The organism is Desulfonauticus submarinus (assembly GCF_900104045.1).
Lineage (GTDB): Bacteria > Desulfobacterota > Desulfovibrionia > Desulfovibrionales > Desulfonatronovibrionaceae > Desulfonauticus > Desulfonauticus submarinus.
Genome location: NZ_FNIN01000016.1, coordinates 1 through 24,412 on the forward strand (window position 1 = coordinate 1; position 24,412 = coordinate 24,412).

26 protein-coding genes are annotated in these 24,412 nt (G+C 32.1%); 11 read left to right on the plus strand and 15 right to left on the minus strand.

All coding sequences use genetic code 11. The annotated features are described in order from the left end of the window. Positions 1–596 precede the first annotated feature (596 nt). The 11 genes from BLP60_RS09590 to BLP60_RS09640 all read left to right on the plus strand — a co-directional run bounded on the left by BLP60_RS09590 (position 597) and on the right by BLP60_RS09640 (position 11,362). Complete coding sequence (locus BLP60_RS09590; protein ID WP_092066397.1) at positions 597–1,370, plus strand: DUF169 domain-containing protein; 774 nt, start codon at positions 597–599, stop codon at positions 1,368–1,370. Next, a complete protein-coding gene (locus tag BLP60_RS09595; RefSeq protein ID WP_143338933.1) occupies positions 1,357–1,941 on the plus strand; it encodes a hypothetical protein in 585 nt (194 codons plus the stop codon). Before BLP60_RS09590 ends, BLP60_RS09595 begins: the two co-directional genes overlap by 14 nt. Continuing rightward, positions 1,938–3,452 carry a two-component system sensor histidine kinase NtrB gene (locus tag BLP60_RS09600; protein WP_092066402.1) on the plus strand — a complete coding sequence of 505 codons (1,515 nt, stop codon included), beginning with the start codon at positions 1,938–1,940 and terminating at the stop codon, positions 3,450–3,452. The genes BLP60_RS09595 and BLP60_RS09600 overlap by 4 nt, the downstream gene beginning before the upstream one ends. A gap of 2 nt (positions 3,453–3,454) precedes the next feature. Then, positions 3,455–4,855, plus strand: a complete 1,401-nt coding sequence (locus tag BLP60_RS09605; RefSeq protein WP_092066404.1) for a sigma-54-dependent transcriptional regulator — start codon at positions 3,455–3,457, stop codon at positions 4,853–4,855. Positions 4,856–4,900: 45 nt separating this feature from the next. After that, positions 4,901–6,817, plus strand: a complete 1,917-nt coding sequence (locus BLP60_RS09610) for an NADH-quinone oxidoreductase subunit 5 family protein (RefSeq protein ID WP_092066406.1) — start codon at positions 4,901–4,903, stop codon at positions 6,815–6,817. Between the two features lie 25 nt (positions 6,818–6,842). Next, positions 6,843–7,703 carry a respiratory chain complex I subunit 1 family protein gene (locus tag BLP60_RS09615; RefSeq protein WP_092066514.1) on the plus strand — a complete coding sequence of 287 codons (861 nt, stop codon included), beginning with the start codon at positions 6,843–6,845 and terminating at the stop codon, positions 7,701–7,703. Positions 7,704–7,722: 19 nt separating this feature from the next. Next, positions 7,723–8,199 (plus strand): NADH-quinone oxidoreductase subunit B family protein, encoded by a 477-nt coding sequence (locus tag BLP60_RS09620; protein WP_092066408.1) that lies wholly within the window; start codon positions 7,723–7,725, stop codon positions 8,197–8,199. Then, positions 8,189–8,572 carry an NADH-quinone oxidoreductase subunit C gene (locus BLP60_RS09625; RefSeq protein ID WP_092066410.1) on the plus strand — a complete coding sequence of 128 codons (384 nt, stop codon included), beginning with the start codon at positions 8,189–8,191 and terminating at the stop codon, positions 8,570–8,572. The genes BLP60_RS09620 and BLP60_RS09625 overlap by 11 nt, the downstream gene beginning before the upstream one ends. Beyond that, entirely contained in the window at positions 8,572–9,648 is a 1,077-nt protein-coding gene (locus BLP60_RS09630) for a hydrogenase large subunit (protein WP_092066412.1), read from the plus strand. The genes BLP60_RS09625 and BLP60_RS09630 overlap by 1 nt, the downstream gene beginning before the upstream one ends. 55 nt (positions 9,649–9,703) lie before the next feature. Continuing rightward, on the plus strand, positions 9,704–10,045 hold the full coding sequence (locus BLP60_RS09635) for a 4Fe-4S binding protein (RefSeq protein ID WP_092066414.1): 342 nt from the start codon (positions 9,704–9,706) through the stop codon (positions 10,043–10,045). A gap of 93 nt (positions 10,046–10,138) precedes the next feature. Then, complete coding sequence (locus BLP60_RS09640; RefSeq protein ID WP_092066416.1) at positions 10,139–11,362, plus strand: BPL-N domain-containing protein; 1,224 nt, start codon at positions 10,139–10,141, stop codon at positions 11,360–11,362. Here the strand turns inward: BLP60_RS09640 and BLP60_RS09645 are convergent. The 15 genes from BLP60_RS09645 to BLP60_RS09715 form a co-directional block, all read right to left on the minus strand. Continuing rightward, positions 11,336–11,731, minus strand: a complete 396-nt coding sequence (locus BLP60_RS09645; protein ID WP_092066418.1) for a DUF3568 family protein — start codon at positions 11,729–11,731, stop codon at positions 11,336–11,338. The genes BLP60_RS09640 and BLP60_RS09645 overlap by 27 nt on opposite strands. A 9-nt stretch (positions 11,732–11,740) precedes the next feature. Beyond that, on the minus strand, positions 11,741–12,520 hold the full coding sequence (locus BLP60_RS09650) for an HD domain-containing protein (protein ID WP_092066420.1): 780 nt from the start codon (positions 12,518–12,520) through the stop codon (positions 11,741–11,743). Further along, on the minus strand, positions 12,498–12,704 hold the full coding sequence (locus tag BLP60_RS09655; protein ID WP_092066422.1) for a hypothetical protein: 207 nt from the start codon (positions 12,702–12,704) through the stop codon (positions 12,498–12,500). The genes BLP60_RS09650 and BLP60_RS09655 overlap by 23 nt, the downstream gene beginning before the upstream one ends. A gap of 2 nt (positions 12,705–12,706) precedes the next feature. Then, positions 12,707–12,901, minus strand: a complete 195-nt coding sequence (locus BLP60_RS09660; RefSeq protein WP_092066424.1) for a hypothetical protein — start codon at positions 12,899–12,901, stop codon at positions 12,707–12,709. A gap of 17 nt (positions 12,902–12,918) precedes the next feature. Next, complete coding sequence (locus BLP60_RS09665) at positions 12,919–13,596, minus strand: thermonuclease family protein (RefSeq protein WP_092066426.1); 678 nt, start codon at positions 13,594–13,596, stop codon at positions 12,919–12,921. Then, complete coding sequence (rpoD, locus tag BLP60_RS09670; RefSeq protein ID WP_092066428.1) at positions 13,586–15,334, minus strand: RNA polymerase sigma factor RpoD; 1,749 nt, start codon at positions 15,332–15,334, stop codon at positions 13,586–13,588. The genes BLP60_RS09665 and rpoD overlap by 11 nt, the downstream gene beginning before the upstream one ends. 107 nt (positions 15,335–15,441) lie before the next feature. Then, positions 15,442–17,100: a DNA primase gene (gene dnaG / locus BLP60_RS09675; RefSeq protein WP_092066430.1), complete on the minus strand. Its 1,659-nt coding sequence runs from the start codon at positions 17,098–17,100 to the stop codon at positions 15,442–15,444. 29 nt (positions 17,101–17,129) lie between these two features. After that, positions 17,130–19,406 (minus strand): endonuclease MutS2, encoded by a 2,277-nt coding sequence (locus tag BLP60_RS09680; protein WP_092066432.1) that lies wholly within the window; start codon positions 19,404–19,406, stop codon positions 17,130–17,132. Between the two features lie 15 nt (positions 19,407–19,421). Beyond that, positions 19,422–19,868 carry a GatB/YqeY domain-containing protein gene (locus tag BLP60_RS09685; protein ID WP_092066434.1) on the minus strand — a complete coding sequence of 149 codons (447 nt, stop codon included), beginning with the start codon at positions 19,866–19,868 and terminating at the stop codon, positions 19,422–19,424. Between the two features lie 8 nt (positions 19,869–19,876). Then, the gene (rpsU, locus tag BLP60_RS09690; protein WP_092066436.1) at positions 19,877–20,077 is read right to left on the minus strand and encodes a 30S ribosomal protein S21; all 201 of its coding nucleotides are present in this window, start codon (positions 20,075–20,077) and stop codon (positions 19,877–19,879) included. A gap of 111 nt (positions 20,078–20,188) precedes the next feature. Continuing rightward, complete coding sequence (locus BLP60_RS09695; protein WP_092066438.1) at positions 20,189–20,368, minus strand: hypothetical protein; 180 nt, start codon at positions 20,366–20,368, stop codon at positions 20,189–20,191. Between the two features lie 20 nt (positions 20,369–20,388). Then, the gene (locus BLP60_RS09700) at positions 20,389–20,661 is read right to left on the minus strand and encodes an HU family DNA-binding protein (protein WP_092066440.1); all 273 of its coding nucleotides are present in this window, start codon (positions 20,659–20,661) and stop codon (positions 20,389–20,391) included. Positions 20,662–20,881: 220 nt separating this feature from the next. Next, on the minus strand, positions 20,882–22,363 hold the full coding sequence (locus BLP60_RS09705; RefSeq protein WP_092066442.1) for an ASKHA domain-containing protein: 1,482 nt from the start codon (positions 22,361–22,363) through the stop codon (positions 20,882–20,884). Next, positions 22,363–23,403, minus strand: coding sequence for a selenide, water dikinase SelD (gene selD, locus BLP60_RS09710; protein ID WP_092066444.1), 1,041 nt, complete (start codon positions 23,401–23,403; stop codon positions 22,363–22,365). Before selD ends, BLP60_RS09705 begins: the two co-directional genes overlap by 1 nt. After that, positions 23,400–24,305 carry a selenium metabolism-associated LysR family transcriptional regulator gene (locus BLP60_RS09715; RefSeq protein ID WP_092066446.1) on the minus strand — a complete coding sequence of 302 codons (906 nt, stop codon included), beginning with the start codon at positions 24,303–24,305 and terminating at the stop codon, positions 23,400–23,402. Before BLP60_RS09715 ends, selD begins: the two co-directional genes overlap by 4 nt. Positions 24,306–24,412 lie beyond the last annotated feature (107 nt).

Sequence of the window (24,412 nt, forward strand, 5' to 3'; positions counted from 1 at the left end):
CCTTTGCTGCCCCTTCATTAATCATCCCCGCTCCCTCTCCCTTAGGAGCCTGCGCTATCGCTTCACCTAACCTGTCCGCTAACGCAGGATGACTAATTAAAAACAATAAGCCTAAAACCAAAAAACTAAAAAACACCCATCTCTTTTTCACTACGACCCTCCTTCATTTATAATTTTTTACTTATAAATACCCATAAATACCCAAGCCAGCCCAAAGCCAAATCCTCTTAGCAAACTATGTACCACTTTTTTATATTTAATCGTTTTTAAAAAACAAAATAAATCCAAGGCATTAAGCATAATTTTTCTTATCCTTTGTTTTTACTCTTCACCCCAAACGCAAAAACTTTCTTTCAGTGCAATAAATTTATTGCATGAGTTGAAAAAATTAGGTCTTCCTTATTTTTTTACTTCTAAATTGAATAACAAAAAGACAAAAAAATATTGCGACTACACCTTTCAAAAAATAAAAAAAGCTATGTATAACCTGGATATTATCTAACTTTTTAAAATGGCACCTTTTTTGCTGAGGGCAAGCTTGCTTAAGCTCCGTTTATTTTAGGAGCAAAAAACAAAAAAATATTGTGGAGGAACAGATGGAGTACAGTAAAGTACGAGAGCAACTTATTTGGAATCTTCGTTTGGACTTTGATCCTGTAGGCATCACCTTTGTGTATGATGAATCTCTTGAGTCCAGCTTACCTATCACTCACCGAGCCAAAGTTAAAATTACCTACTGCCAATTTTTAACTGCTGCACGCCAAAACAGAATGGCATTTTACATGAAACCAGAGAAACTTTTATGTCAAAATGCCTGGCCAGTATTTAATTTTAGAGACTTAGAACAAGAAGCTGATACCAAACGGCATCTCAAGTATTTAATCGACAAAGACCTTGCTTGGGAAGCTGTTCAACAAAAAGCTCGTTTGGAAAAAGGCTGTAAAGGTATTTATATGGCTCCAATTGACTTTTTTGATAAAGCAGAGATTAAACCAGATCTCTTATTTATGATTTGTACGCCATATCAGGCTTATCATATCTTAAATGATTACATGGGCGGCATGAAAAAACCTAACCTTTCCTTTTTCCATACCCCCAACTCTGCAGTATGTTCAGGTAGTGTTTGGGCCTTTAACAATAACACAGCTAATATGACTACAATGTGTGCTGGCTCTAAAACATCAGGAAAAACAGAGATGGCATACCTTAATGTTTTTATCCCTGGCAAACACATAGAACCATTTATAACACAACAACAAAAACGCGTTGCTATGGGAGAAGGAGCATCTTTATTAGGTAAAGGATCTCAACCTTGGCCAGGACTTGATGTATGTAAAGGATGCCCTTTATTTAAATTTGAAGCAGTTTAACCAACTGTTTTTAACCACTCACCAAGAGAGTTTGGATTTTATCCAAACTCTCTTTGACTTAACTCCAAATGGATACTATGGTCAAAACCCTAAAAAAAGCAGAGCTGTGCATAATATGTTGAAATTATTATATTTTTTTACCTCAATTTTAATTTTACTAATCAATCCTAAGCTTTGCTTGGCCACCCAAGTTCATTCTCACCCAGAAGGTTTGTATGTACACCAGTTAGCGCATTTCTTTTTTATTTTATCTATGGTCACTTTAATTTATTGGCTAAAAAAGAGAAATCTTTATCGAGAAAAAGGTTGGAGATATCTTAAATACAGTGCTCTTTGTTTTATTATTTGGAATATAGATGCTATTTTAGCCCATTATTTGGAGAATCAAAATTTTTTTATTATTAAAAATGCTGGAAGCTTAGAAGCAGTATTGGTCTCTCTACCTGGATATGAACTACATACCCTTATTTTTTATTTTGCTAAAATGGATCATATATTTTGTGTCCCTGGTATACTCTTTTTATACTTTGCTTTACGTTGTTTTATAGATAAGGCGAGAGAACTAAAATGACTTTACCAATGCTCCCAATATGGACCGTAGATTTCGTTGGTTCTTCTTTAATGATAGTTATCTCATTTTTATGTGTATACATGGCTGTTTATCTATTTCTGCAAGATAAAGAAAATGCTGTATGGATATATTTTCTATGGATTACAAGTGGTCTTGCTTTTTTTGCTCTTTCAAGAGGAATTGGTCATATTGCAAAAGACTTATTAATTGTAAGTGGACATACAGATATATGGAAAAAATTACGACCATATAGTGGAGCATTTAATACTATAACATTTATTTTAGTAGCATCTATTACTCTATTCTTTGAAAGGATATGGAAAATTTACCAAACAATTATAAGAGATAAACAAGCTCTACAAAAAAGTCATGAACAAATTCTATATCTAAATAAACATTTAGAAGATTTGGTTGCTGAAAGAACTCTTAAACTAAAATCTTCTGAAAAAAAATATCGGCGTATCTTTGAATCTTCTAGGGATATGATTGTCGTAACTGATAAAAAAGGACTTATTCTAGAGCTAAATACGGCAGGCAGTTCTCTCTTGGGATTAGCAAAAGAAAACCTACTTCAAAAAAAACATTATTTGAAATCTTTTTTTGCTCATGATTCAGACTGGGACAAAATTGTCACCCAACTTCTTAATCAGGGCTATATAAATGATATTGAAACTGAACTAGTAAGTCCGGTAAAAAAAAATATTCGCTATGTACTTTTAAACGGTACAGTAGAATACTTTGAAGAAAAAGAAAAAAACTCTAATTTAAAAGAAATTTTTCACTTTTTAGTAAAAGATATTACTAGAAGAAAAACAATGGAACAACAGCTATTACAAGCAGATAAATTAGCATCTATCGGGAAGTTAGCTGCTGGAGTAGCTCATGAAATCAATAATCCTCTAAATATTATTCTAGGTTACACCCAACTTTTATTAAAACATGAGCAAAAAGGAACTCAAAAATATGAAGACTTACGTATAATTGAAAAACATGTATGTGCTTGCAGAAATATAGTTAACGACCTCTTAAAATTTTCTAGAAGATCAAAAACTCAAAAACAATTTATTAATTTAAACGAGCTTATAAAAGAAGTTATAAAAGTTGCTTCACAACAATTTGAATTTGATAGAATTAAAATAGAAACTAACTATGATCCAAATGTCCCTTCTATGGTTCTAGATGGAGATAAAATAAAACAAGTGTTTATGAATATATTTATGAACGCTAAAGATGCTATTGGAGAAGATGGCAAAATTACAATATCAACAAATTACCTTGAAAAGAAGCATACTGTGGAGATAAAAATTCAAGATACAGGATGTGGGATAGAACCTCATCACATTTCAAAAATATTTGATCCTTTTTTTACCACTAAAGAAACAGGAAAAGGAACGGGTTTAGGCCTTTCTGTAAGCTATGGAATAATTAAAGAACATGATGGAGATATAAAAGTATTTAGCAAGGTAGGCCAGGGAACCACTTTCTTAATAACCTTACCAATAAGAGAGTAATTATGGTAAGAGAACGTATTTTAATTGTAGATGACGAACCAGACCTTCTAAGATTGTTAAAAAGAAGCTTAGAAGAAGATTTGCAATGTATTATTGAAACTGCTCTATCAGGAGAAGAAGCCTTAAATATTTTATCTCAAAAAAGCATGGATGTTGTCCTCATAGATATGAAAATGCCTGGGATGAGTGGTTTAGAACTCTTACAATTTATTCTAGAAGATCACCCATGGATGACCATAGTAATGATGACTGCCCATGGTTGCATTGAGCTGGCTGTAGAAGCAATAAAAAGTGGTGCATACGATTTCATTACCAAACCTTTTGATACAGAAACTATTTCCTTCACTTTGCAAAAAGCCTTAGAAAGAAGCAGATTGCTTAGAGAAAATTTACGTCTGCAAAAAGATATTCGGACATGCACCTCTTTTCAAGATATTGTTGGTACCAGCCCCAAAATGAAAAGAATCTATGAGCTTATTCAAACAGTTGCCACAACAGATATAACTGTATTGATTACTGGGGAATCAGGTACAGGAAAAGACTTAGTTGCACGGGCAATACACTCCCTAAGCAAAAGAAAAGATTTTCCTTTTGTAGCAGTAAATTGTCCAACTGTTCCTGAACACATCTTGGAAAGTGAGCTGTTTGGATATAAAAAAGGAGCTTTTACTCACGCTACCCAAAATAAAATTGGTCTTTTTCAAGAAGCTCACAAGGGCACTATCTTTTTAGATGAAATAGGAGATATAAGCGCTAATATCCAAACTAAATTACTTAGAGTTCTCCAAGAAAAAACCATTAAACCATTAGGAGATACTAAAACTATTAGTGTGGATGTAAGGGTTATTGCTTCTACTAACAGGAATTTACAAGAAGCTATAAAACAAGGCAAATTTAGAGAAGACCTTTATTACAGACTAAACGTTATTCCTATAGAATTGCCCCCTTTAAGGGAACGAAAAGAAGATATTCCTCTTTTAGTAAACCATTTTTTAAAAAAACACGGACAAGAACTAAATAGACCTAATAAACGCCTTTCCCCTGAACTTATGGAAATTTTTCTCGAAAACGACTGGGAAGGAAATGTTAGAGAACTAGAAAATATTGTTATAAGAGGAATATTATTTGCCCCTGAAGAGGAAATACGTCCTGAACACATCGGCTTAAAACCATATAAAAACCCAAATATATCACCAGAACTAAATTTAATTCCCAATTTACCTTATAAAAAAGCTAAAGAATATATTTTAAAAAAATTTCATAAATTATACTTAGGAAAATTACTTAAAGAAACAGGAGGAAACGTTACTCAAGCAGCAAGAAATTGTGGTCTCGAAAGACAAGCCCTTCAGCAAATTATGAAAAGATATAATATAACTGCAAAACCTTTCAGAAAAAAATAATCCCAGCCAAAAGCCCAAAGCAAAAATAAAAAAAAGGAGGAGGACGTGAATTGGCCAAGTATTGCACTTTTATGTATTCTTATCCCAATAGGAACAGGCCTTTTAAGTTTGTTCTTAAACTCTTCATTTCCACGTAAAGTAGTAGTTATACTAAATTCTATTTTTCTATCAACACTATCTATACTACTCTACATAAAAGGACCGTTTCCCATAACTAATACATTTACAAAAATTAATAATTTTTATGATTATCTTATATGTGGGTTGGATTTTTTACTATTATTTTATATTGTGTTTATTGGTACAAAATTAAAAAACAGAACAATCACTATAATGTCATCTATACAAATAATAATTTTATTTCTTGTTGAAATTATACATAATAAATCTGATATATATCCTTTAGTAGCAGATAAGTTTTCTCTTATGATGATTTTAATAGTTTCAATTGTTGGGTCTATTATCACTATTTATGCCTTACAGTATATGAAAAGACATGAAGAACATTTACATCTAACTACTTCAAAACAAAATAAATTCTTCTTTTTTATGCTAATTTTTTTAGGAGCAATGAATGGCTTAATTCTAAGCAATAATTTACTTTGGATGTATTTTTTTTGGGAAGTTACTACTCTTTGCTCCTTCATGCTAATAGGTCATGATGATACAGATGAGGCAAAAGCCAATGCCCAAAAAGCATTATGGATGAATCTTTTAGGGGGAGTTACCTTTATTTTGGGACTCTTTATCTTAGCTCTAAATCACCTTCCACTAGAGATAACTTTACTTCTTAACAGCAAAATTGGCAGCAGTATGTTGTTAGTAATGGCTTTACTTTGCATAGCTGGATTTACTAAATCTGCTCAAGTTCCATTTCAAAGTTGGCTCACAGGTGCAATGGTAGCTCCTACACCAGTATCTGCTCTTTTACACTCTTCGACTATGGTCAATGCTGGAGTATACCTTATCTTACGTCTAGCTCCTATTTATCAAAAAACACTCTTTTCTTCTTATCTTGCTTTCTTAGGTGCATTTACCTTTATTGCAACTTCCATTTTAGCTCTTAGCCAAAAGAATGGGAAAAAAATTCTTGCCTACTCCACTATTGGAAATTTGGGAATGATTGTAGCTTGTGCAGGAATAGGATCTCCTGCAGCTATTGGAGCTGGGATCCTACTTATTCTCTTTCATGCTGTTTCTAAAGGACTTTTATTCATGGGTATGGGTTATATAGAACAAAACATAGGAAGCAGAATAATCGAAGATATGCGTGGACTTTACTTGAAAATGCCTAAAACAACTTTAATTATGGCATTTGGCATGCTTACCATGTTTCTCCCTCCTTTTGGAGCTCTTTTAAGTAAGTGGATGATAATAGAAGCTTCTTCTAAAAATCCAATGGTAGTAATTATGTTGGCCCTAGGAAGTGCTTTTACAGTGGTGTTTTGGGCTCGTTGGGCAGGCCTTATTTTATGCCACACTAAAAACAAAAAACCTTCTCAAGAAATACTTCCTCTTTTTATAAGGTTAAGTTTTTTCCCTTTAGCCTTACTTATTGCACTATTAAGTATTTTGGTTTTACCAATTTACTCTAATATAATTGTTCCAACATTAAAACTATATTATAAAACGATATCATATTCCCTTCTTCAAGGAGGATTTAATAGTGAAGTAGGAGCATTTTCTATTTATCCTTTATTCTTATTTTTTATCATAGCCACAATTTGGACAATTCATGTTATTAAAAAATACAGTAAACGTACCTATGTAAATCCTTATATGTCTGGAATAGAGGAAATTCAAAACGATAATTATGGACATTTAGGACCATTAAATCAATTTGTTAAATTTACTGCTGGTAATTTTTATCTATTAGAATATTTAGGAGAAGAAAAATTAATGCTTGGTATTAACATCATTGCAATTGGAACAATTATAGTAAGCATTGCAGGTGTTTTTTAAAAAAGAGGAGTGAAAAATGTTTACAATACAAAATATCATTATAGCTATTCTTGCCATTATCATTGCTCCTTTATTAGGAGGAATTATTGCGGGCATAGATCGTAAATTAACAGCTAAGCTTCAAGGACGCTATGGTCCTCCTATTCTTCAACCTTTTTATGATCTTTTAAAACTATTTGCCAAACAAAAAATGGCTGTAAATAGTGTTCAAGTATTTTGTGCCTGGATGTACCTTATTTCTGCTATCAGCGCCCTTTTCTTATTTGCCTTAAAATCTGACTTACTTATGATCTTTTTTGTTTTAACTATTGGTTCTGTATTTTTAACCATTGGCGCATCTGCAACCCCTTCTCCCTATAGCCAAATTGGAGCACAAAGGGAACTTATTCAAATGCTTACCTATGAACCTCTATTAATTGTAGTATTTGTAAGCATTTATTTTGTGACTGGAAGTTTTAAAATAGACGCTATCTTAAACTATCCTAAACCCATTTTTTTAAGCTTACCACTTATCTATTTAGTCTTGGGCTTTGCCCTTACCATAAAGCTTAGAAAATCCCCCTTTGATATTTCTACTTCTCATCACGGTCATCAAGAAATTGTTAAAGGCATCCTTACAGAATATTCTGGCCCTCATTTGGCTTTAATAGAATTAGGACATTGGTATGAAATTATTTTAGTTTTAGGAATTTGTGCTTTATTTTGGTCAACAAATATCTTTGGCCTTATAATTTTATTAGCCATAACTTATTTTGCTGAAGTCTTTGTTGATAACTTAGTTAGCAGAGCAACTTGGAGATGGATGTTAGGATATGTCTGGGGAGTGGGCATATCTTTAGCGCTTTTTAATATTGCATTTTTATATGCTAATAAATTTGTAAACTAGAGATAGAGGTGAAAAAACAATGAGTATATTAAACAAAATATTACAAAAATCAAAAATAAAATCTCCCTGGCTCTTACATTATGACTGTAGCAGTTGTAATGGCTGTGATATAGAAATACTAGCCTGCCTAACTCCTATATATGATGTAGAGCGTTTTGGCATTATAAATACAGGAAACCCAAAACATGCTGATATTCTATTAGTTACAGGTGGTGTCAATAATAGAAATAAACATGTATTAAAAAATCTTTACAATCAAATGCCAGACCCAAAAGTTGTTGTTTCTGTGGGAAGTTGTGGGAATACTGGAGGTATATTCAAAGATGCGTACAATATTATAGGCGGAATAGATAAAGTTATTCCTGTTGATGTGTATGTCCCAGGTTGTCCGCCAAAACCAGAGGCTATTATTGATGGCGTTGTTCAGGCTTTAGAAATTTTAGCTCAAAAAACAGCAAAACAAAACCAAAAGGTGGAGAAAGAAGATGTTGGATAAAAACATAAAAAACCTTGCCCTAGAAAACCTCTTAGAAGAAGTAAAAAATCTAAAAGATCAAGGTTATAGATTAGTCACTTTTAGTGCAGTAGAAAGCGATAATCATCTAGAAATTATCTATCATTTTGATAAAAACTTTCAGACTATTAACTTTAGAATTCTATTTCCTAAAGAAGAGCCTATTCAAAGTATATCAAAAATTTATTTTTGCGCTTTTTTAATTGAAAATGAAATTCAAGATCACTTTGGGGTAAAATTCAAAGATTTAGTTCTAAGTTTTGAAGGACATCTCTATTTAGACCAAAAAACAGATCTTAGAGCTCCTTATTGCTCAATGACAATAAAACAAGAAGATAATGGAGGTACAAACTAATGGCTCCTACAGTTATACCCTTTGGTCCGCAACATCCTGTATTACCAGAACCCATTCATCTAACTCTTACTACTAAAGATGAAGTGGTTACAGAGGCTACTCCTCAATTAGGTTATATTCATAGAGGATTAGAAAAATTAGCAGACATAAAAGATTTCCATCAATTGGTACAAGTAGTAGAAAGAATTTGTGGCATTTGTAGTTGCATTCATGCTGCAACTTATGCCCAAGGCATAGAAGCACTCATGAATATAGAAATTCCTCCTAGGGCAGACTTTTTAAGAGTTATCTGGTCTGAGCTACACCGTATGCACAGCCATATGCTCTGGTTAGGTCTTTTTGCTGATGCCTTTGGATTTGAAAGCCTTTTTATGCAAACATGGCGTATTAGAGAAAAAATTATGGATATAATGGAAGCAACTGCAGGCAATAGAGTTATAATTTCTGTTAATGTGATTGGAGGAGTTAGACGAGATTTATCTTCTGAGCAATGTAATTGGATTTTAAAAGAACTTAAAGATGTAGAAACAGAATTTCAAGAGTTAGAAAAGGTATTTTTTCAAGACTATTCTGTGGAAAAAAGAACAAAAGGTTTAGGTGTATTGTCTGCTGAAAAAGCCTACGAACTTGGTGCATGTGGTCCAACTTTACGTGGAAGTGGAGTGGCCCAAGATGTAAGACAAACAGGTTATCAGGCATATAAAGAACTAGAATTTGAGCCTATAGTAGAGCAAGATGGAGATTGTTATGCAAGATGTAAGGTAAGATTTAGAGAAGTGTTGCAGTCTATTGCTTTAATTAGGGAAGCCATATCCAAATTACCTGAAGGAGAAATTAAAGTAAAAGTAAAAGGTTATCCAGAAGGAGAAATAATAACTCGCAGTGAACAGCCTAGAGGTGAACTTATGTATTATATTAAAGCTTCTGGGAAAAAATTTTTAGATCGTCTAAGAATTAGAACACCAACCTTTGCTAACATCCCAGCCTTATTGGCAATGCTCCCAGGTACAGAATTAGCTAATGTTCCTGTAGTTGTTTTATCTATAGACCCTTGCATAAGTTGTACAGAAAGATAAACCATGATGAACTTTAAAATACATATTTTAATTTTAAAACAAAAAAGGGGTTAATATGTTAAACTTCACTCCAACAATTTTAAAAAATTTACTTTCTAAAAGTTCTACTAGACTTTATCCCTTTGAAACAAGAGAGCCATTTAAAAATGTTAGAGGCGAGTTAAAAATTAACATAGAAGAGTGTAAGCTTTGCGGTATATGCGCGAAAAAATGTCCAGTAAATTGTATAAAAGTAGATAAAAAAACAGGTCTTTGGGAGGTAAATCCTTTTGAATGTGTATATTGTGGAATATGTGTAGATAATTGCCCAACCAATTGCTTATATTTCAAATCCGAATACCAAACTCCTAACCAAACAAAACATTTAAAAACATTTCATAAAATTGAAAAAAATTAAATTACAAAAAATGGTTTTAACTTAAATTAAACTTTACTTTTAGGTAAAATCAACTAAGAGAGAGGAAAATTATTTCCTCTCTCTTAAAATATTATGAAAACATTTTACGTTTCTATTTTATGGGATGAGTCTCATCTCTGGGTATTGTTAGTCTTAAACTTTTTTAAAACTCTATCTTTTCCTGTAGCAATAATATCTGCTAAAGACATTCAAAACAACTGGCTAAATAAATACAAGCCTAAATATCTCATAGTCCCAGGAGGATGGGCAAGTTTAAAAGCTAAAAAACTCACTGTAACAGGAATTCAAAATATAAGAGACTATGTTAAAAAAGGAGGGGTTTATATTGGATTTTGTGGCGGAGCAGGGCTGGCTTTAAAAGGAAAAAAAGAAAAAAGTCTAAATCTTTGCCCCCTTATTAGGAAAAAATTTTCCCAAAGACTGCCAAACTTTAGTGGAGATATATGGTGTAAAACTAAAAGTGAAAAATTATTATTACCTGTTTGGTGGCCATCTCAATTTGAATATAACCACATCTATTCTAAAATAAAGGTACTTGCAAAATACGATAAACCAGGGGAAGATTTTTGGATCTCAGATCTTAAATTAAATAAAATTACTTCTAATCTTCAAGATTGGGAGCAACTTTATCAAATCAATTTAAATCCCTTAAAACTAAAAAATGAACCTTGTATTATTCAAGGCAAATTTGGGAACGGTAAATATATTCTAAGTTATCCACATCTTGAAACTCCAGCTTCACCTCAAGCGAATAAACTCTTTGCCCAATTTTTAGATCTATCTATTCCAAATGAATTTCAAGCAAATCAAATTAACCTAAAACAAACTTCGCCTCTAAAAAATCATTTCTCTGATTTACACTCTGAAATGTTAAATTTTATAAAATTTTGTTGTGAACATTTTTTAGTTTTATGGCGGCGTCCTTGGCTTTTAGCATGGAGAAGAGGAATTCCTGGATCGTTTTTTAACTTTATTTTAGCCTATCTTCATTATCTACAAAACAACTCTCTTCCTGAAATAAATATACAATGGAAAACCTATGAACCAAAATTTAAGAAGTTGTGGCCAAAATTTATTCAACTAAGCACACAATTCATCTTAACCGAGCGTTATATTTTAACTAAAAAGCAACCCTCATCACCAATACAAAGTAGTTGTACTACGCAACAAGCCCTCAAACAACATCTTTTTGGCCAATTCCCAGGATACGGAGGTATTTATGGACAACTAATCTCTATTTTAGACGAACTAGCACTAACCAAAGCTAAATTAGAGTTGTGCCCAGATCTTCTTTAAAAGCATTCTAGAACGTTCTTCATCACCTAAAAGACCAACTCTAATATAAATTTTAGATGTATGTTTACTCACAGCTTCTATTTCTATCCAAATTTTTGTCTCATCTAAAAACTTTGATTCTATACTACTGCCATTATATCTAACCTTTTCTTTTTCAATAGGTAGACCCATTCCTTTTAAAGCTTTAATTGTGGCCCTGTGTAAGGTAGAATGGTAGACATTTATAGTTTTTATTATTCTTCCTTTATAATATATTGCTCCAGCAGCACCTCCTGCTCCTCCTACTACCAAAAAAAAACAGCCATACAACTGGAAACTAATTATAATAAAAACAAATAATTTTAATCTAACAAGTATATCCCTACACATAACATACTCCTACTCAACGTTACTTTTTAAATAATCATTTAATTCACGATATATTATTTTAAGCTCCGTATTATTGGGAAGTAAAGAAAAAATTTTGCCTAAATAATCATTTTCTAAAATCACTTGATAAGAATATTTAAAATTAAAATCATATATCCAAGAAGCAAGCAATAGTTTAAAGTCATTAATATATTGCATTTTATTGTAATCAACTAATCTTTTTTGTTTTAGATCATCTAATACTGTTTTAGTAACCAAAGGAGCGTCTGACAAATTTAACATAACCACCTTATTGTTACTTCCATTTTCAAAATATTTTAAAATAACCTTGAAAATATCTAGCTTATCAGCATCTCGTACAGCTTTAACAACTAAACCTAAAGACTTATTAAATGTTGAAGGTATATTTAAGCGATTATGTAAAAGAATAGATATGCCAACATACCTACGTATCTTAATTGGCAGTTTACGCCAAAAATCCTGCTGGCTAAGGACTTTAAACCCCAAAAGAGCATGATTAACTGACAATTTATCTTGAAAAGTCTTATATTGCTTATATTGTTCAAATCGTCCAATATCATGAAATAATGAAGCTAATTCTATACAAAATTTAATTTCTTTTCCAAATCCTTCATTTAAAGATATAGATTTGGCGTGCTTAAAAACTCTTACTGAATGATCTTCTTTTAATCTTATATTTTCCTGATCTTTTGGATTATCAAAGTAAAAATTTTTTACATACTCCTTAAACCAGCTAAAATATGGCTCAATGTCTAAACTTATGCTCATTTTTTTTCTTTTTTTGAGTATAGCGTTTAGGATCTTCTCTAAAAATACCTTTTGGGCCAAACAAAAATCTTAAATAGCCAACTATAATTAATAAAAAAACACCTACTAACGCAAACTTACTTACAGAATACCAAAAGCCACCTTCATAACCAGGGCCAAAAGGCCAAAAATCCCATTTAGACATTTTTAAGTTCTTTGAAAGTAGTTAAAAAATTCAGGATGGATAATTAATTCAAATCCTTGCTCTACCTTTTGGGTTCCTATTACCATTTCAGGATTTAAACCAACATCCAACGCGACTTCACTTATTCTAGATACCTCTTGATCTATTTGTTCTTGAGTTCCAAACTGTCCAATTACAATCCACTCTTCTTGGGTCATATTATCTCCTTTATTTATTATTCTAATGGCCAAATTGTACAACACCTTGCAGGCGCATATCCAAAATAAAAAGCCTCATAAAGAGAAGAAAATATTCTTCTATGTCTAGAGGATATCTTTCTTCCAAACTTACATTCTAATGTATGAAATCTTCTGCTTTTTTTATTACCTAAAAAAACTTGTGCTGCCGCAGGTAAAGATAAGATCCTTTTCCAAAAACCAACTTCCTCTTGCATAGCCAAACGTTGAGCTCTTAAAAGAATTTTATTAAATTCTCCTTTATGAGGAAAATAAAATGCATATCCTTTTCTAATCAATAAAAAATTTATCCACTTCCCATCTTCTAGGTAAGCCTGGGCAAGTAATCTGCCAAATCTATCCTTTGTCAAATTCCTAAGACATAATTGTCTATGTTTAATCAAATGCCACAAAAAATTTTTAGACTTCTTAGCATAATACTGGCTAAGACCACCTTCATAATTAATCTCAGGAGCATCTACTAAAGCCAAACGCAAATGAAGGCCATTACTTAAAAATACAGTATCTCCATCAGCAACGCCTCTTGGAAAAACAAAAACGCATTTTGCTTCTACAAAAAAACCAGAAAATAAGAAATAAAAAAATATACACGCAACAAATAGTCGCCTTAACAATAACAATATTCTAAAGTTTGCAACCAAACAACTAACTTTCATAATAAGACTTTAAACAGGAGCTACGCATAGGATGTCTAAGCTTTCTAAGAGCCTTGGCTTCAATTTGTCGAATCCTTTCCCTAGTTACATTAAACAATTTACCAACCTCTTCTAAAGTGTGATCTGATTTTTCTCCTATTCCAAAACGTTTTCTTAAGACTTGTTCTTCTCTAGGAGTTAATTCTGATAAAAGCTTATCTATAAGTTCAGAAAGTTTTGTATGTACTACTTCTTCTGCAGGGGCTACTGCTTTTTTGTCTTCTATAAAATCGCCAAGACTACTATCTTCCTCATCTCCAATAGGAGTTTCCAAAGAAATAGGTTCTTTGGCAATTCGTAAGACCTTTTTAACTTTATCAACAGGATAATCCATACGTTCAGCTATTTCCTCAGGAGTAGGTTCTCTACCTAACTCCTGCACTAAATATCTAGAGGTCCGAACAAGCTTATTAATTGTTTCAATCATGTGCACAGGGATTCTAATAGTTCTTGCCTGATCTGCAATTGCCCTTGTAATTGCTTGCCTGATCCACCATGTAGCATAAGTAGAAAACTTATAACCACGTTGATACTCAAATTTATCTACAGCTTTCATTAAGCCAATATTTCCTTCTTGAATCAAATCTAAAAACTGAAGGCCTCTGTTGGTATATTTTTTAGCAATACTAACAACTAATCTTAAGTTAGCCCTTATAAGTTCTTGTTTAGCTCTTAAAGCATCACGATATCCTTTTTCTATTCGCCAAAGAACTTCTTCTAGTTCATAAACATCATGTTTACATTTTTCTTCTAAGCGTTCTAAAATTTCCTTTTTCGCATAAATCATTTCTTTAAAAGAAAAGAGCTCTTCCACAGTCATACCCAACTCATCAGCAGCAACTACAGGATTTATTTCCCTATTATCTACTTGACTAAATAACTCAAAAACTTCTTCCTGGGTTTTTCCAAGGGAAATAATATAAGCACTAATATCTCTCATACAATTATGCATCTGCCGTACATAATCCCTTACCAACTCGATAAGTCTATCTATAAGAGTCTTTTCTAACTTAATTGCCACCAGCCTTTCCACCACATCTTGCTTATAATCCAAAATTCTTTTTTGAACTGCATATACTCTTTTTTCTAATGTAGCACAGTCATTTAACCGCTCATAAACACTTTTCTTTTTCTTATAAATACCTTTGATTTCATCTAAATATTTAATAACCCTCTGCCTTTGATTCATTTCTTCTTCAGCAGGATCATCTTCTTCTATAGTTTTTACAACATCTTTTAATTTTATACGCTCCTTTTTCAAATCTTCACCTACTTTAATCAATTCTTCTATTACTACAGGAATTTCTACTAAAGCATATAATACCTCTAATTCTCCCGCTTCTATATTCTTAGCAATGGCTACTTCTCCATCCCGATCTAATAACCCCACTGCTCCCATTTCTTTTAAATACATTCTCACAGGATCTTTACCACCTGCAAATTCTGTCTCATCTTCTTCCGCAGGAGTTTCTACAAAATCGCTCGTATCCTCTGGTACTACACATATAGGTCTACCGGCCTTTTCATCTACAATAGTAATATCCAATTGATCAAAGATTGCGATAATTTCTTCTATCTGCTCGGGACTATTTACATCGTTAGGTAAAGCCTTATTTAATTCTTCAAAAGTCAAAAAGCCCTTCTTTTTGCCTTCTGCAATTAAGGCTTTAATTTGTTGGACATCTTTTAAGGATTTCATATTCCCCCCTTACTAAAGTAAATATTTAGCCTCTTTATATTAATGAAATTCTTTAAACTCTAGCTTACTAATTATAAAACGAAAATTTTACTTACATAAATCCAAAATTAATTAAATTTTTTCTGCAACAAAGATAAAATCCTTTTTACCTCTTGCTGATCACCTCTATTCTGAGCTTTTTTTAAAGCTAGAAGTAAATTTTGCCTATTTAGGCATTTTTTTTTGGTTTCTAACCTCTGTTTTACTTCCTGTAAAATACTTTCTCTATTTATTTGAAACTGTTTTTCCTTATAAAGTTTTACTTGGATAAAAAACGATCTTTCTTCTTCTGTAAAAAAATTTACATCCTCTTCCCTTATTAATTTGTCCCACAATTCTTGAGCCTGTCTTGTATGTAAAAAATGTTTAATACCTTCTTGATCAAGAATTTTAGCATCTTGAGGAGAAAAAATTGCTATACATAAAACATCTTTATCCCAATTACTAAATACACTATCCCTTATAGTCTGTGTTTGGGAAACATTCTTTAATCCCTGGCGCAACTCGCTTTCACTTAAACCAAGGCCATAAGCTATCTTTGGAAGATAAAAAGACTTTAACTTAAAATCAGATATTTTATCTAAAAAATTTTCTACCCACAAAATTTGTTCCTTAGGCGATTTATTTTTTCTAACCATCTTTAAACAATAAGCAAGACCTTCTTCAGCATTTTTTAGAATATAAGTTAAATCTTTTGAGCCAAACTTCTTTAAAAAACTATCTGCATCCTCTCCATTAGGTAGTATTGCCACCTGGCAATCTAATCCCTGACTTAAAATCATTTCAGCACTTCTTAATGCAGCTTTTTGTCCAGCTGCATCCCCATCTAACAACAAAATTATTTTTGAAGTTAATTGTGAAAGTCTAAAAATTTGTTCTTTGGTTAAACTAGTACCCAAAATAGCACATGAATTTTTAAAACCTGCCTCTACTAAAGAAAGAACATCTATATAACCTTCTGTTAGCAAAACACTTTTTTCCTTTACTATATGTTGCTTAGCTTGATACAAACCATAGAGATGTTCACTTTTTTTATAAATAAGACTTTCACTACTATTTAAATATTTTGGTTCTTCATCTCCTAAGGCTCTTGCGCCAAATGCAACTACTCTGCCTTGATAGTCTAAAATGGGAAACATCAATCTATCTCTAAACCGATCATAACAATGTCCTTTTTCATTTCTAATAATGAGTCCACATTTTATTGCATCCTCTATTGTAATCCCCTTCTTTCTAAAAAATTCTTCTAAAGAATGCCATGAATTTAAGCTGTATCCCAACTCAAAATTAGAACTAATCAAAGCAGAAATATTACGTCTCTTTAAATAATCTCTCGCCTTCTTACCTGAATCAGAGGATAAATTTTTTTTAAAAAAATCTACTGCTAACTTATGTAAATAAAGAAAAATCTTTTTAACACTTGGTTTTCCAAATTCTTTTTTATCTAAAGAAATTCCCGCCTCTTTTGCTAAATCTTCTAAAGCTTCTTTAAATTCTAAGCCATTTATTCTTTGATAAAAATGAATTACATCTCCTGCTGCCTGACACCCAAAACAATAAAAAAAACCCTTTTCTGGATTTACGTTAAAAGAAGGCTTTGTTTCTTGGTGAAATGGACAAGGTGCAACAAAACGACTCCCTACTTGCCTTAATTCCACATAGCGACTTACTATATCCACAATATTTAACCTATCTTTTATTTCTGAAATAATCTCTTCTAAGTCCATAAATAATAATTTCTAGCTGCTCTAAAAAATTAATTCAACTCTACTATTGTCACACCCTCTCCACCTTGCTCAAGAGGAGCAAAATAGTACTTACCTACTAACGAATGATCTTTCAAAAACTCATGTATCGCTCGTCTTAAACTACCACTACCTTTTCCATGAAGGATCTCTATTTTATTAACACACTTAAGCGTGGCTAAATTTAAAAATTTATCTACTTCAATTAAAGCTTCTTCTACTCTAAATCCCCTAAGATCTAACTTTAACGGTAAACATTCTTCTATTTTGGTAATCACTCCAGATTGTTTACATTCTTTTGCCTGATTTAAAGGAGCGACATCACTGAAGACACACCAAACGCTTACTCCTCCTAAATCTAACTTTAATTGCTTCTTTTTAATGTCAACACTCACAACTTTTGCTTCTCTTTGCCAAGGCAAATACAAACATTTTTCTCCCACAGAAGGAATAAAAATCTCTTCTTTTACAGGGGTAGGAGTAACAATTCTTTTTTTTAAATTATTTAACTTTTCTAGTGCTTTTTTTCTACTAAGTTTATTTTTCTTCCATTCATTTAAAATATGTTGTTTAGCTTTCTGAATTTCTTCTTCTAAATTTTTGTTTCTATTTCTTATCTTTTCTAATACATGTTTAAGTTTTTTTATAATCTTTTCTCTTTTATGTTTAAATTTCAATAATTCTTCTTCTTTTTGCCATACAAGTCGATTTAAACGCTCTAGCAAATTATCCTGCTTATCTACTTCAGAACCTAAAATAGCTTGCGCTCTTTTAATAATAGACTCATCAAGACCTCGATCCCTTGCAACTTGCAAAGCAAAACTTGCTCCTACTTGGTCATAAGTAAGTTTATAAAGAGGTTTCTTAGTATTAGGATCAAAAAGTACAGAACATACTCTTAATTTATCATTAGTCAAAGCATATAATTTTAAGCCAGGAAAATGTGTAGCACATGCAATCCATCCATCATTATCTAAAATATATTCTACTACTGCTTGGGCCAAAGCAGCACCTTGGGAAGGATCAGTACCAGATCCAAACTCATCCAAAATAAATAATGTAGTGGGAGAAGAACATGGTAAGTATTCCTTTAAAGATTCTATCTGTGCTGTAAAAGTACTTAAACTTTCCTCTAAGCTCTGTTCATCTCCCATCAGGGCAAATATCTGCTCAAAATATGGAATCTCACTATTTTCAGCACAACATACAGGCAAACCACATAGCACCATTAAAGCCGTTAAACCTAAAGTTTTTAAGCAAACTGTCTTACCACCAGCATTCCCTCCAGTAATAACAAGTCCCTTTTGCCCTGGCTTTAATTCAATATCTACGGGAACGACATTTTGATTCCTTAAAACTAAAAGAGGATGTCTTGCTTGTTTTAAACTTAAACAACCATCTTTATTAACCATTAAAATATTTGCGCCTATCTTCTTTGCTATCTTAGCCTTAGTTAAGAGAACATCTATTTTTACAACAAAATTATAACAGTGAAAAAGACTATCTTGTTCTTGTCTTGCCAACTGCGTTAGATATTTGAGAATTGAGAGTTCTTCTTCTTTTTCTTGTAACTTCAACAATTGTAGTTTGTTATTCAATTCTACTAAAAAATAAGGTTCCACATAACAAGTTTCACCAGTATGAGAATAGTCATGAACAATACCTTCTAACTTACCTTTAAAATTAGCTTTTAATGGCACAACATATCTATCAGAAGATAAAGTAAAAAATTCATCTTGTAAGTAATGAGAAATTTTTTTGTCCTTAAAAAAATCTTCTATCTTTTTTCTACATTTATTTTGAATAGCTCTAATATCATTTCGTATTTCTAATAATCGCGGAGAGCTTTCATCTTTTAAGGCTCCATTTTCACCCACACATCTAAAAATGGCTTGCTTTAACCTTTTTGGGCAAACCATTTCTGACTTTAATTCGTCTAACTTTGTATTTTCTTTATTAAAAATATATTCTAACCACCCAAAAACCTTATCCTGAGCTCTTAAAAAAGCCTCCAATCCCCATAAATCTTCAAAATCAAAAATATAAAGTTCCTGGCTTAAATTTTTGAACAACGGTTTTAAAGAAGGGAAAAAAGACAATTTAAAAGGAAATTTTTCTATTAGATAACAAAATTCTTTTAAGGTCTTTTGAGCATTAAGAACTTTTTCTAAAGACGAATATGGCCTTAAAAAAGAAAAAAAAGCCTTTCCTTCTTCTGAAGTGGCTTCTAAAATAAAAAACTGGAGCACTTTATCTAGCTCCAGATACTTAATTGTTTTGGAATGCATAAATTTTATTATATTTTAAGAAGAGAGCTTTTGTCTAACAATTTGATTTAATTTTTTGCCATCTATCTGGCCTGTATACTTTTGCATTAAATAAGACATCACCTTACCCATTTCTTTAAGACTAGAAACGCCTAACTTCTCAATAGCAACATCAACTTCTTTTTCCACTTCCTCTAGACTTAGTTGCTTTGGCAAATATCTCTGCAAAACTTCTAATTCTTGTTCTTCCTTTAACGCTAAATCTTCTCTTCCGCCTTTTCTAAATTGAGAAATAGAATCTTCTCGCTGTTTTGCTTCTTTTATTAAAACAGCCAAAACTTCGTTATCATTTAAAGGTCTACCTAATTCTACCTGCTTATTTTTTACGGCTGTTTTAACCATACGCAAAACAGCCGTCTTTACTTTATCCTTTGCTTTAAAGGCAAACAAAAAATCCTTCTCTAATTGCTCTTGCAGAGACATTGTCCTAACTAGATTAACCTTAATTTGCGCAATTTTTTCATTAGCCTTTTTCTAGCGGCAGCTTCTTTCTTACGACGCCTAACTCCTGGTTTCTCGTAATGCTGTCTTTTCTTTAACTCAGAAAGAATACCTGCCTTTTCCACCTGCTTTTTAAACTTACGCAAGGCATACTCAAAATTATCTTCTCCACTTAAAAAGACTCCTGGCAACAGAATCACCCCCTTTAAATTTGAATCTTCTTTTTATAAAAAGAAGAAAAACAAAAGGCAAGAAAAAATAAGCATTTTTTCTTGCCTTTATAAAATAAAAAAATCAAAAAATTAACTACTTTTTCTTTTCTCTTTCCATGTCTCAGCTAAAGATTTTAAAACAACAATTCCAACTCCTGTGCCAATGGTTATTAACACTGCATAAAGTACTCCAAAAAAGATAGCATGGTCAGGAGACCACCATGGTAAATCTTGTGGGAGCATACTATGTACAGTTTCGCCATGTAACATTATTTTGCCTCCACTAACAATTATTTTACAGCTTCTTTTAACATTTTACCTGCACGAAATTTAACTACTTTGCAGGCAGGGATGTCTATTTCTTCGCCAGTACGAGGATTACGACCTTTTCGTGCTGCCCTCTCACCAACCTCAAAAGTTCCAAAACCAGTTAAGGTGAGTTTGCCCTCCTTAACTAAAGCTTCTTCAACAGAAGCCAAAAAAGCATTTAATGCCTTTTCAGCCGCTGCTTTGGTTAAACCAGCCTTTTCAGCAATCATGGCAATCACATCACCTTTAGTCATTATACGTTCCTCCTTTTAAACTTTTAACCTCATTTAAAATATGCCACACCAATTTCTTACCTATCTTTCAAGCAAATACGACTCTAGCACAAACAAAATTTTTTAGGTTTAGTCAAGATAAATTTAAGTTTTTATCTCAATCTACTCTTTCAGAGTAAAAATAGAATAACTCAAAATATATCTTTTTTCAATAAAAGATTTTAAATATACTTCTTAGGTTCTAGGAATTATTTCTCCAAAAATTAAAATTCATTGCCTTAACAAAATATTGAAGAAAGTCAGAAAAATTGGAAAGGTTGTAATATGTTGATTTCTGCAACCACTCTTCAACGTTCTTTCTGATTGTTTTATCAGCTAAAATCAAACACAAGCCTTTTAAAGCAGAATTTTCTATGAATTTTATTTTATTTTCAAACTCAAATGGGAAAAAACCGAGATTTATTAAAATATCTTCAACTAAATTACAACCCAATACTCCACTAATCCAAACAGAAGAAATATCATTAAACTTTAATTTAGCTTTATTTAGCAAAAAAATTATCCCCAAATTAATAGCTGCCTTTACTTTTAAAATCTCTTCTATATCCTTTTCATCTATAAAAACATATTTTGTGAGGTAAAAACAACTATCTCTCAAATTATTTTTTAGTCTTTTAAAGTTAAATTGATTGTTAAAATGTCCATCTCTATTTACAATTCCTATCTTTAAAAAAATATCTATTAAAGACAAATATCCTGTACCTGTTATTCTAAACTTTTCTTTCTTATTAAATCCATTTATCCCATCTAGTGATAAAAAAAATGATGAAATTGCTTCCTTATTATAAGATGCTCCAAAACGAAGACCAATACCTTCTAAAGCAGGACCCAAAGCTACACTTGTACATAATATATCATCTTTATCCTTAACTAATACTATTTCACCATTTGTTCCAAAATCACAAAACAAATAAGGATATTTTGGTTTTTTGATTTCTTCTATATAGGCTAAACCAGCACTTATATCTGCTCCTACAAAAGCACCAAAAAATGGAGGAATATAAATTTTTTTTTCTTTTAAAGTTCTCCATATCCCGCCTTTTAAAGAAATTTGAAATGGTGCGTAAGAAAGCTCTTTTATATTTTCTCCTAAAAGTAAATACATCATCACCGTATTACCAACAATACCTATTTTCCCTTTAAAACCATTCCATATTAATTGGATATCTTTTAAGATTATTTCCTGAAGATACGATATATCGTTTTCAAGGGCAAAAGAAACTCGAGACAGGACTTCTGCTCCTGCTCCCATTTGAGGATTAATTTTTTGACCTAAAAAAAGAAAATTTTTGGAGCTATCAAAACCTCCCCATTTTAATGTAGTTGTACCTATATCAATACCCAAAATATCAATCTGTTTTAAATCATAGTTATGTTCAAAGCGAGTATTTTGATAATCGTATATTATATTCTGATTATCTTGAGGAAAATGTTCACAAGCAAGCCTAAATCCCTCTCTTAGCTCCGCACAAGACAAAATTTCTTTTTCCTTGTCTGTTACTAGGGGCAAATTACTTAAAAATTTTATTTTACATTTTCCACACCTCCCTATTCCAGTACATAAAGGCGTTTCTTGAAAAAATCCTTTTAAAAAAAGATTTTCTAACCAATTTTTGTTGGGATCTAAAAAAAAGGTAGCATTATTAACTTTAACTTCTGACATTACTTAATAACCAGCGAACCAGAAATTGAATCCTCTACAACTTGCCCCACTATCTTAACAAATTCCTCTGTTTCTTTCAAAAAACATAGAACATCTTCCAATATATCTTCTTTAACTCCTAATACAAGCCCTCCTGAGGTTTGGGCATCAAAAATTAAGTCTACCAGCAATTCATCAACTTGCGGATATACATAAACAAGTCTAGAACAAAAATGTTTATTAGCATAACTTCCCGCAGGAATTATTCCCATAGCAGCCATTTCTTTGGCTTGATCCAACACAGGAACTTCATTGGCCCACAATTCAATTTTTACTTTTGACGCCCTAGCCATCTCCAAAAGATGTCCGCCCAAACCAAAGCCTGTAATATCTGTTGCAGCCTTAAGTCCAAAATAAGATATTGCTTCTCCAGCCCTAGAATTTAATCGAGCACACCACTTATAGAGAGTCTCTTCTATTATCTTTTCATCCCCTATCTCGCCCTTTAAAGCAGTAGCTAACACTCCAGTGCCAATAGGTTTAGTCAAAACAAGAAAGTCGCCTTTTTGAAGAGCAGAATTTTTAGCAATTTTACCTTGATCAATTACTCCTGTAACAGAAAGTCCATATTTTATTTCTTCATCTTCAACACTATGGCCTCCAGCCATTACTGCTCCTGCTTCTCTTACTTTATCTAATCCACCTTTTAAAATTTCTTTTAATATATTTTTAGACATCTTTTTTACAGGAAAACAAACTAAATTCATTACAGCAAAAGGCACTCCTCCCATTGCATAAATATCTGAAAGAGAATTTGCTGCTGCAATTTGCCCAAACCAATAAGGATTATTCACTATAGGAGTAAAAAAATCCACACTTTGAACTAATGCTTTATTCTTAGGAACTTTTAGAACACTTGCATCAACATAATCTGATGGCGGGACAATAAAAATATCTGAATTAAAATCTAAATCCAAATCACTTAAAATTTCTTCCAGGTCCCCTGGAGATATTTTTGCTGCTCACCCTGCAGCTTTTACACTTTGAACTAATTTTTTCATTTTAAGCAAACTCCTATATTTTCTACAATATAATCTTGTAACTTCATAGCTAGCGGGAAATATGTCCGTTTCTGATGCCAAACAAGATAAAAATTTCTCCTAAAAGACAAGTCTTCAATTTTAGCCTCTAATAAAATGCCTCGTTGGAGATAGTCTCTCACCACTAACCGAGAAGTAAATCCCAACCCCACTCCACTTAACACATAGCGTAAAAGAGCCTCTGTTGTCTTTACTTCCACAAGCACGTTCAAATCTAAAAGAGAAATGGATTTTTTATTTAAAGCTTCTTCCAGAGCCTTTCTTGTTCCAGATCCCTTTTCTCTCATAACCCAAGGGAATCTAACAAGTTCATCTATACTCATGAGAACTGATTTATTTTTAAAAAAATCTTTATGCCCTACAATTATTAAATCATCCTCTATCAAGGGTTTAACATTCAAAAACCCATCTTCATAAAGCGCCCCTGTTAATCCAAAATCTACCTTCCCATTTACCACCTTACTCCAAATATTAAAGGAATCTCCCATTTCTAACTTTACTTGGACTTTTCTATACTGTTTTAAAAAAACCCCTAACAAAGGAGGCAATAAATATGTAGCAGGAATTGTACTAGCTCCTATAACTACCTGCCCCTCCACCTCATCTTTAATATAATTTATCTCTTGTTTAGTTTTTTTAACTAATTCAAAGATCTCTTTAACTCTTTTAAAGAGTAACCTTCCTGCAGGAGTAGGTAAAGCAGTTCTGCCGCTTCTATCAAACAAATTTACTCCTAGCTCCTTTTCCAAATAAGAAATATGCGTACTTACTGTGGGCTGAGACAAAAACATCTCCTCACCAGCTTTGGAAAAGGAACCAGTTTTATATACATAATAAAAAACTTCTAGCTTTCTTAAATCCATAGCCTATCCTTAAAATTAATTTTAACTATCATATTGATAGATTTTTTATATACAAAAATATAAAAAAAAGGAAGGTTTTTCACCTTCCTTTTTTATTTCTTTTTTTA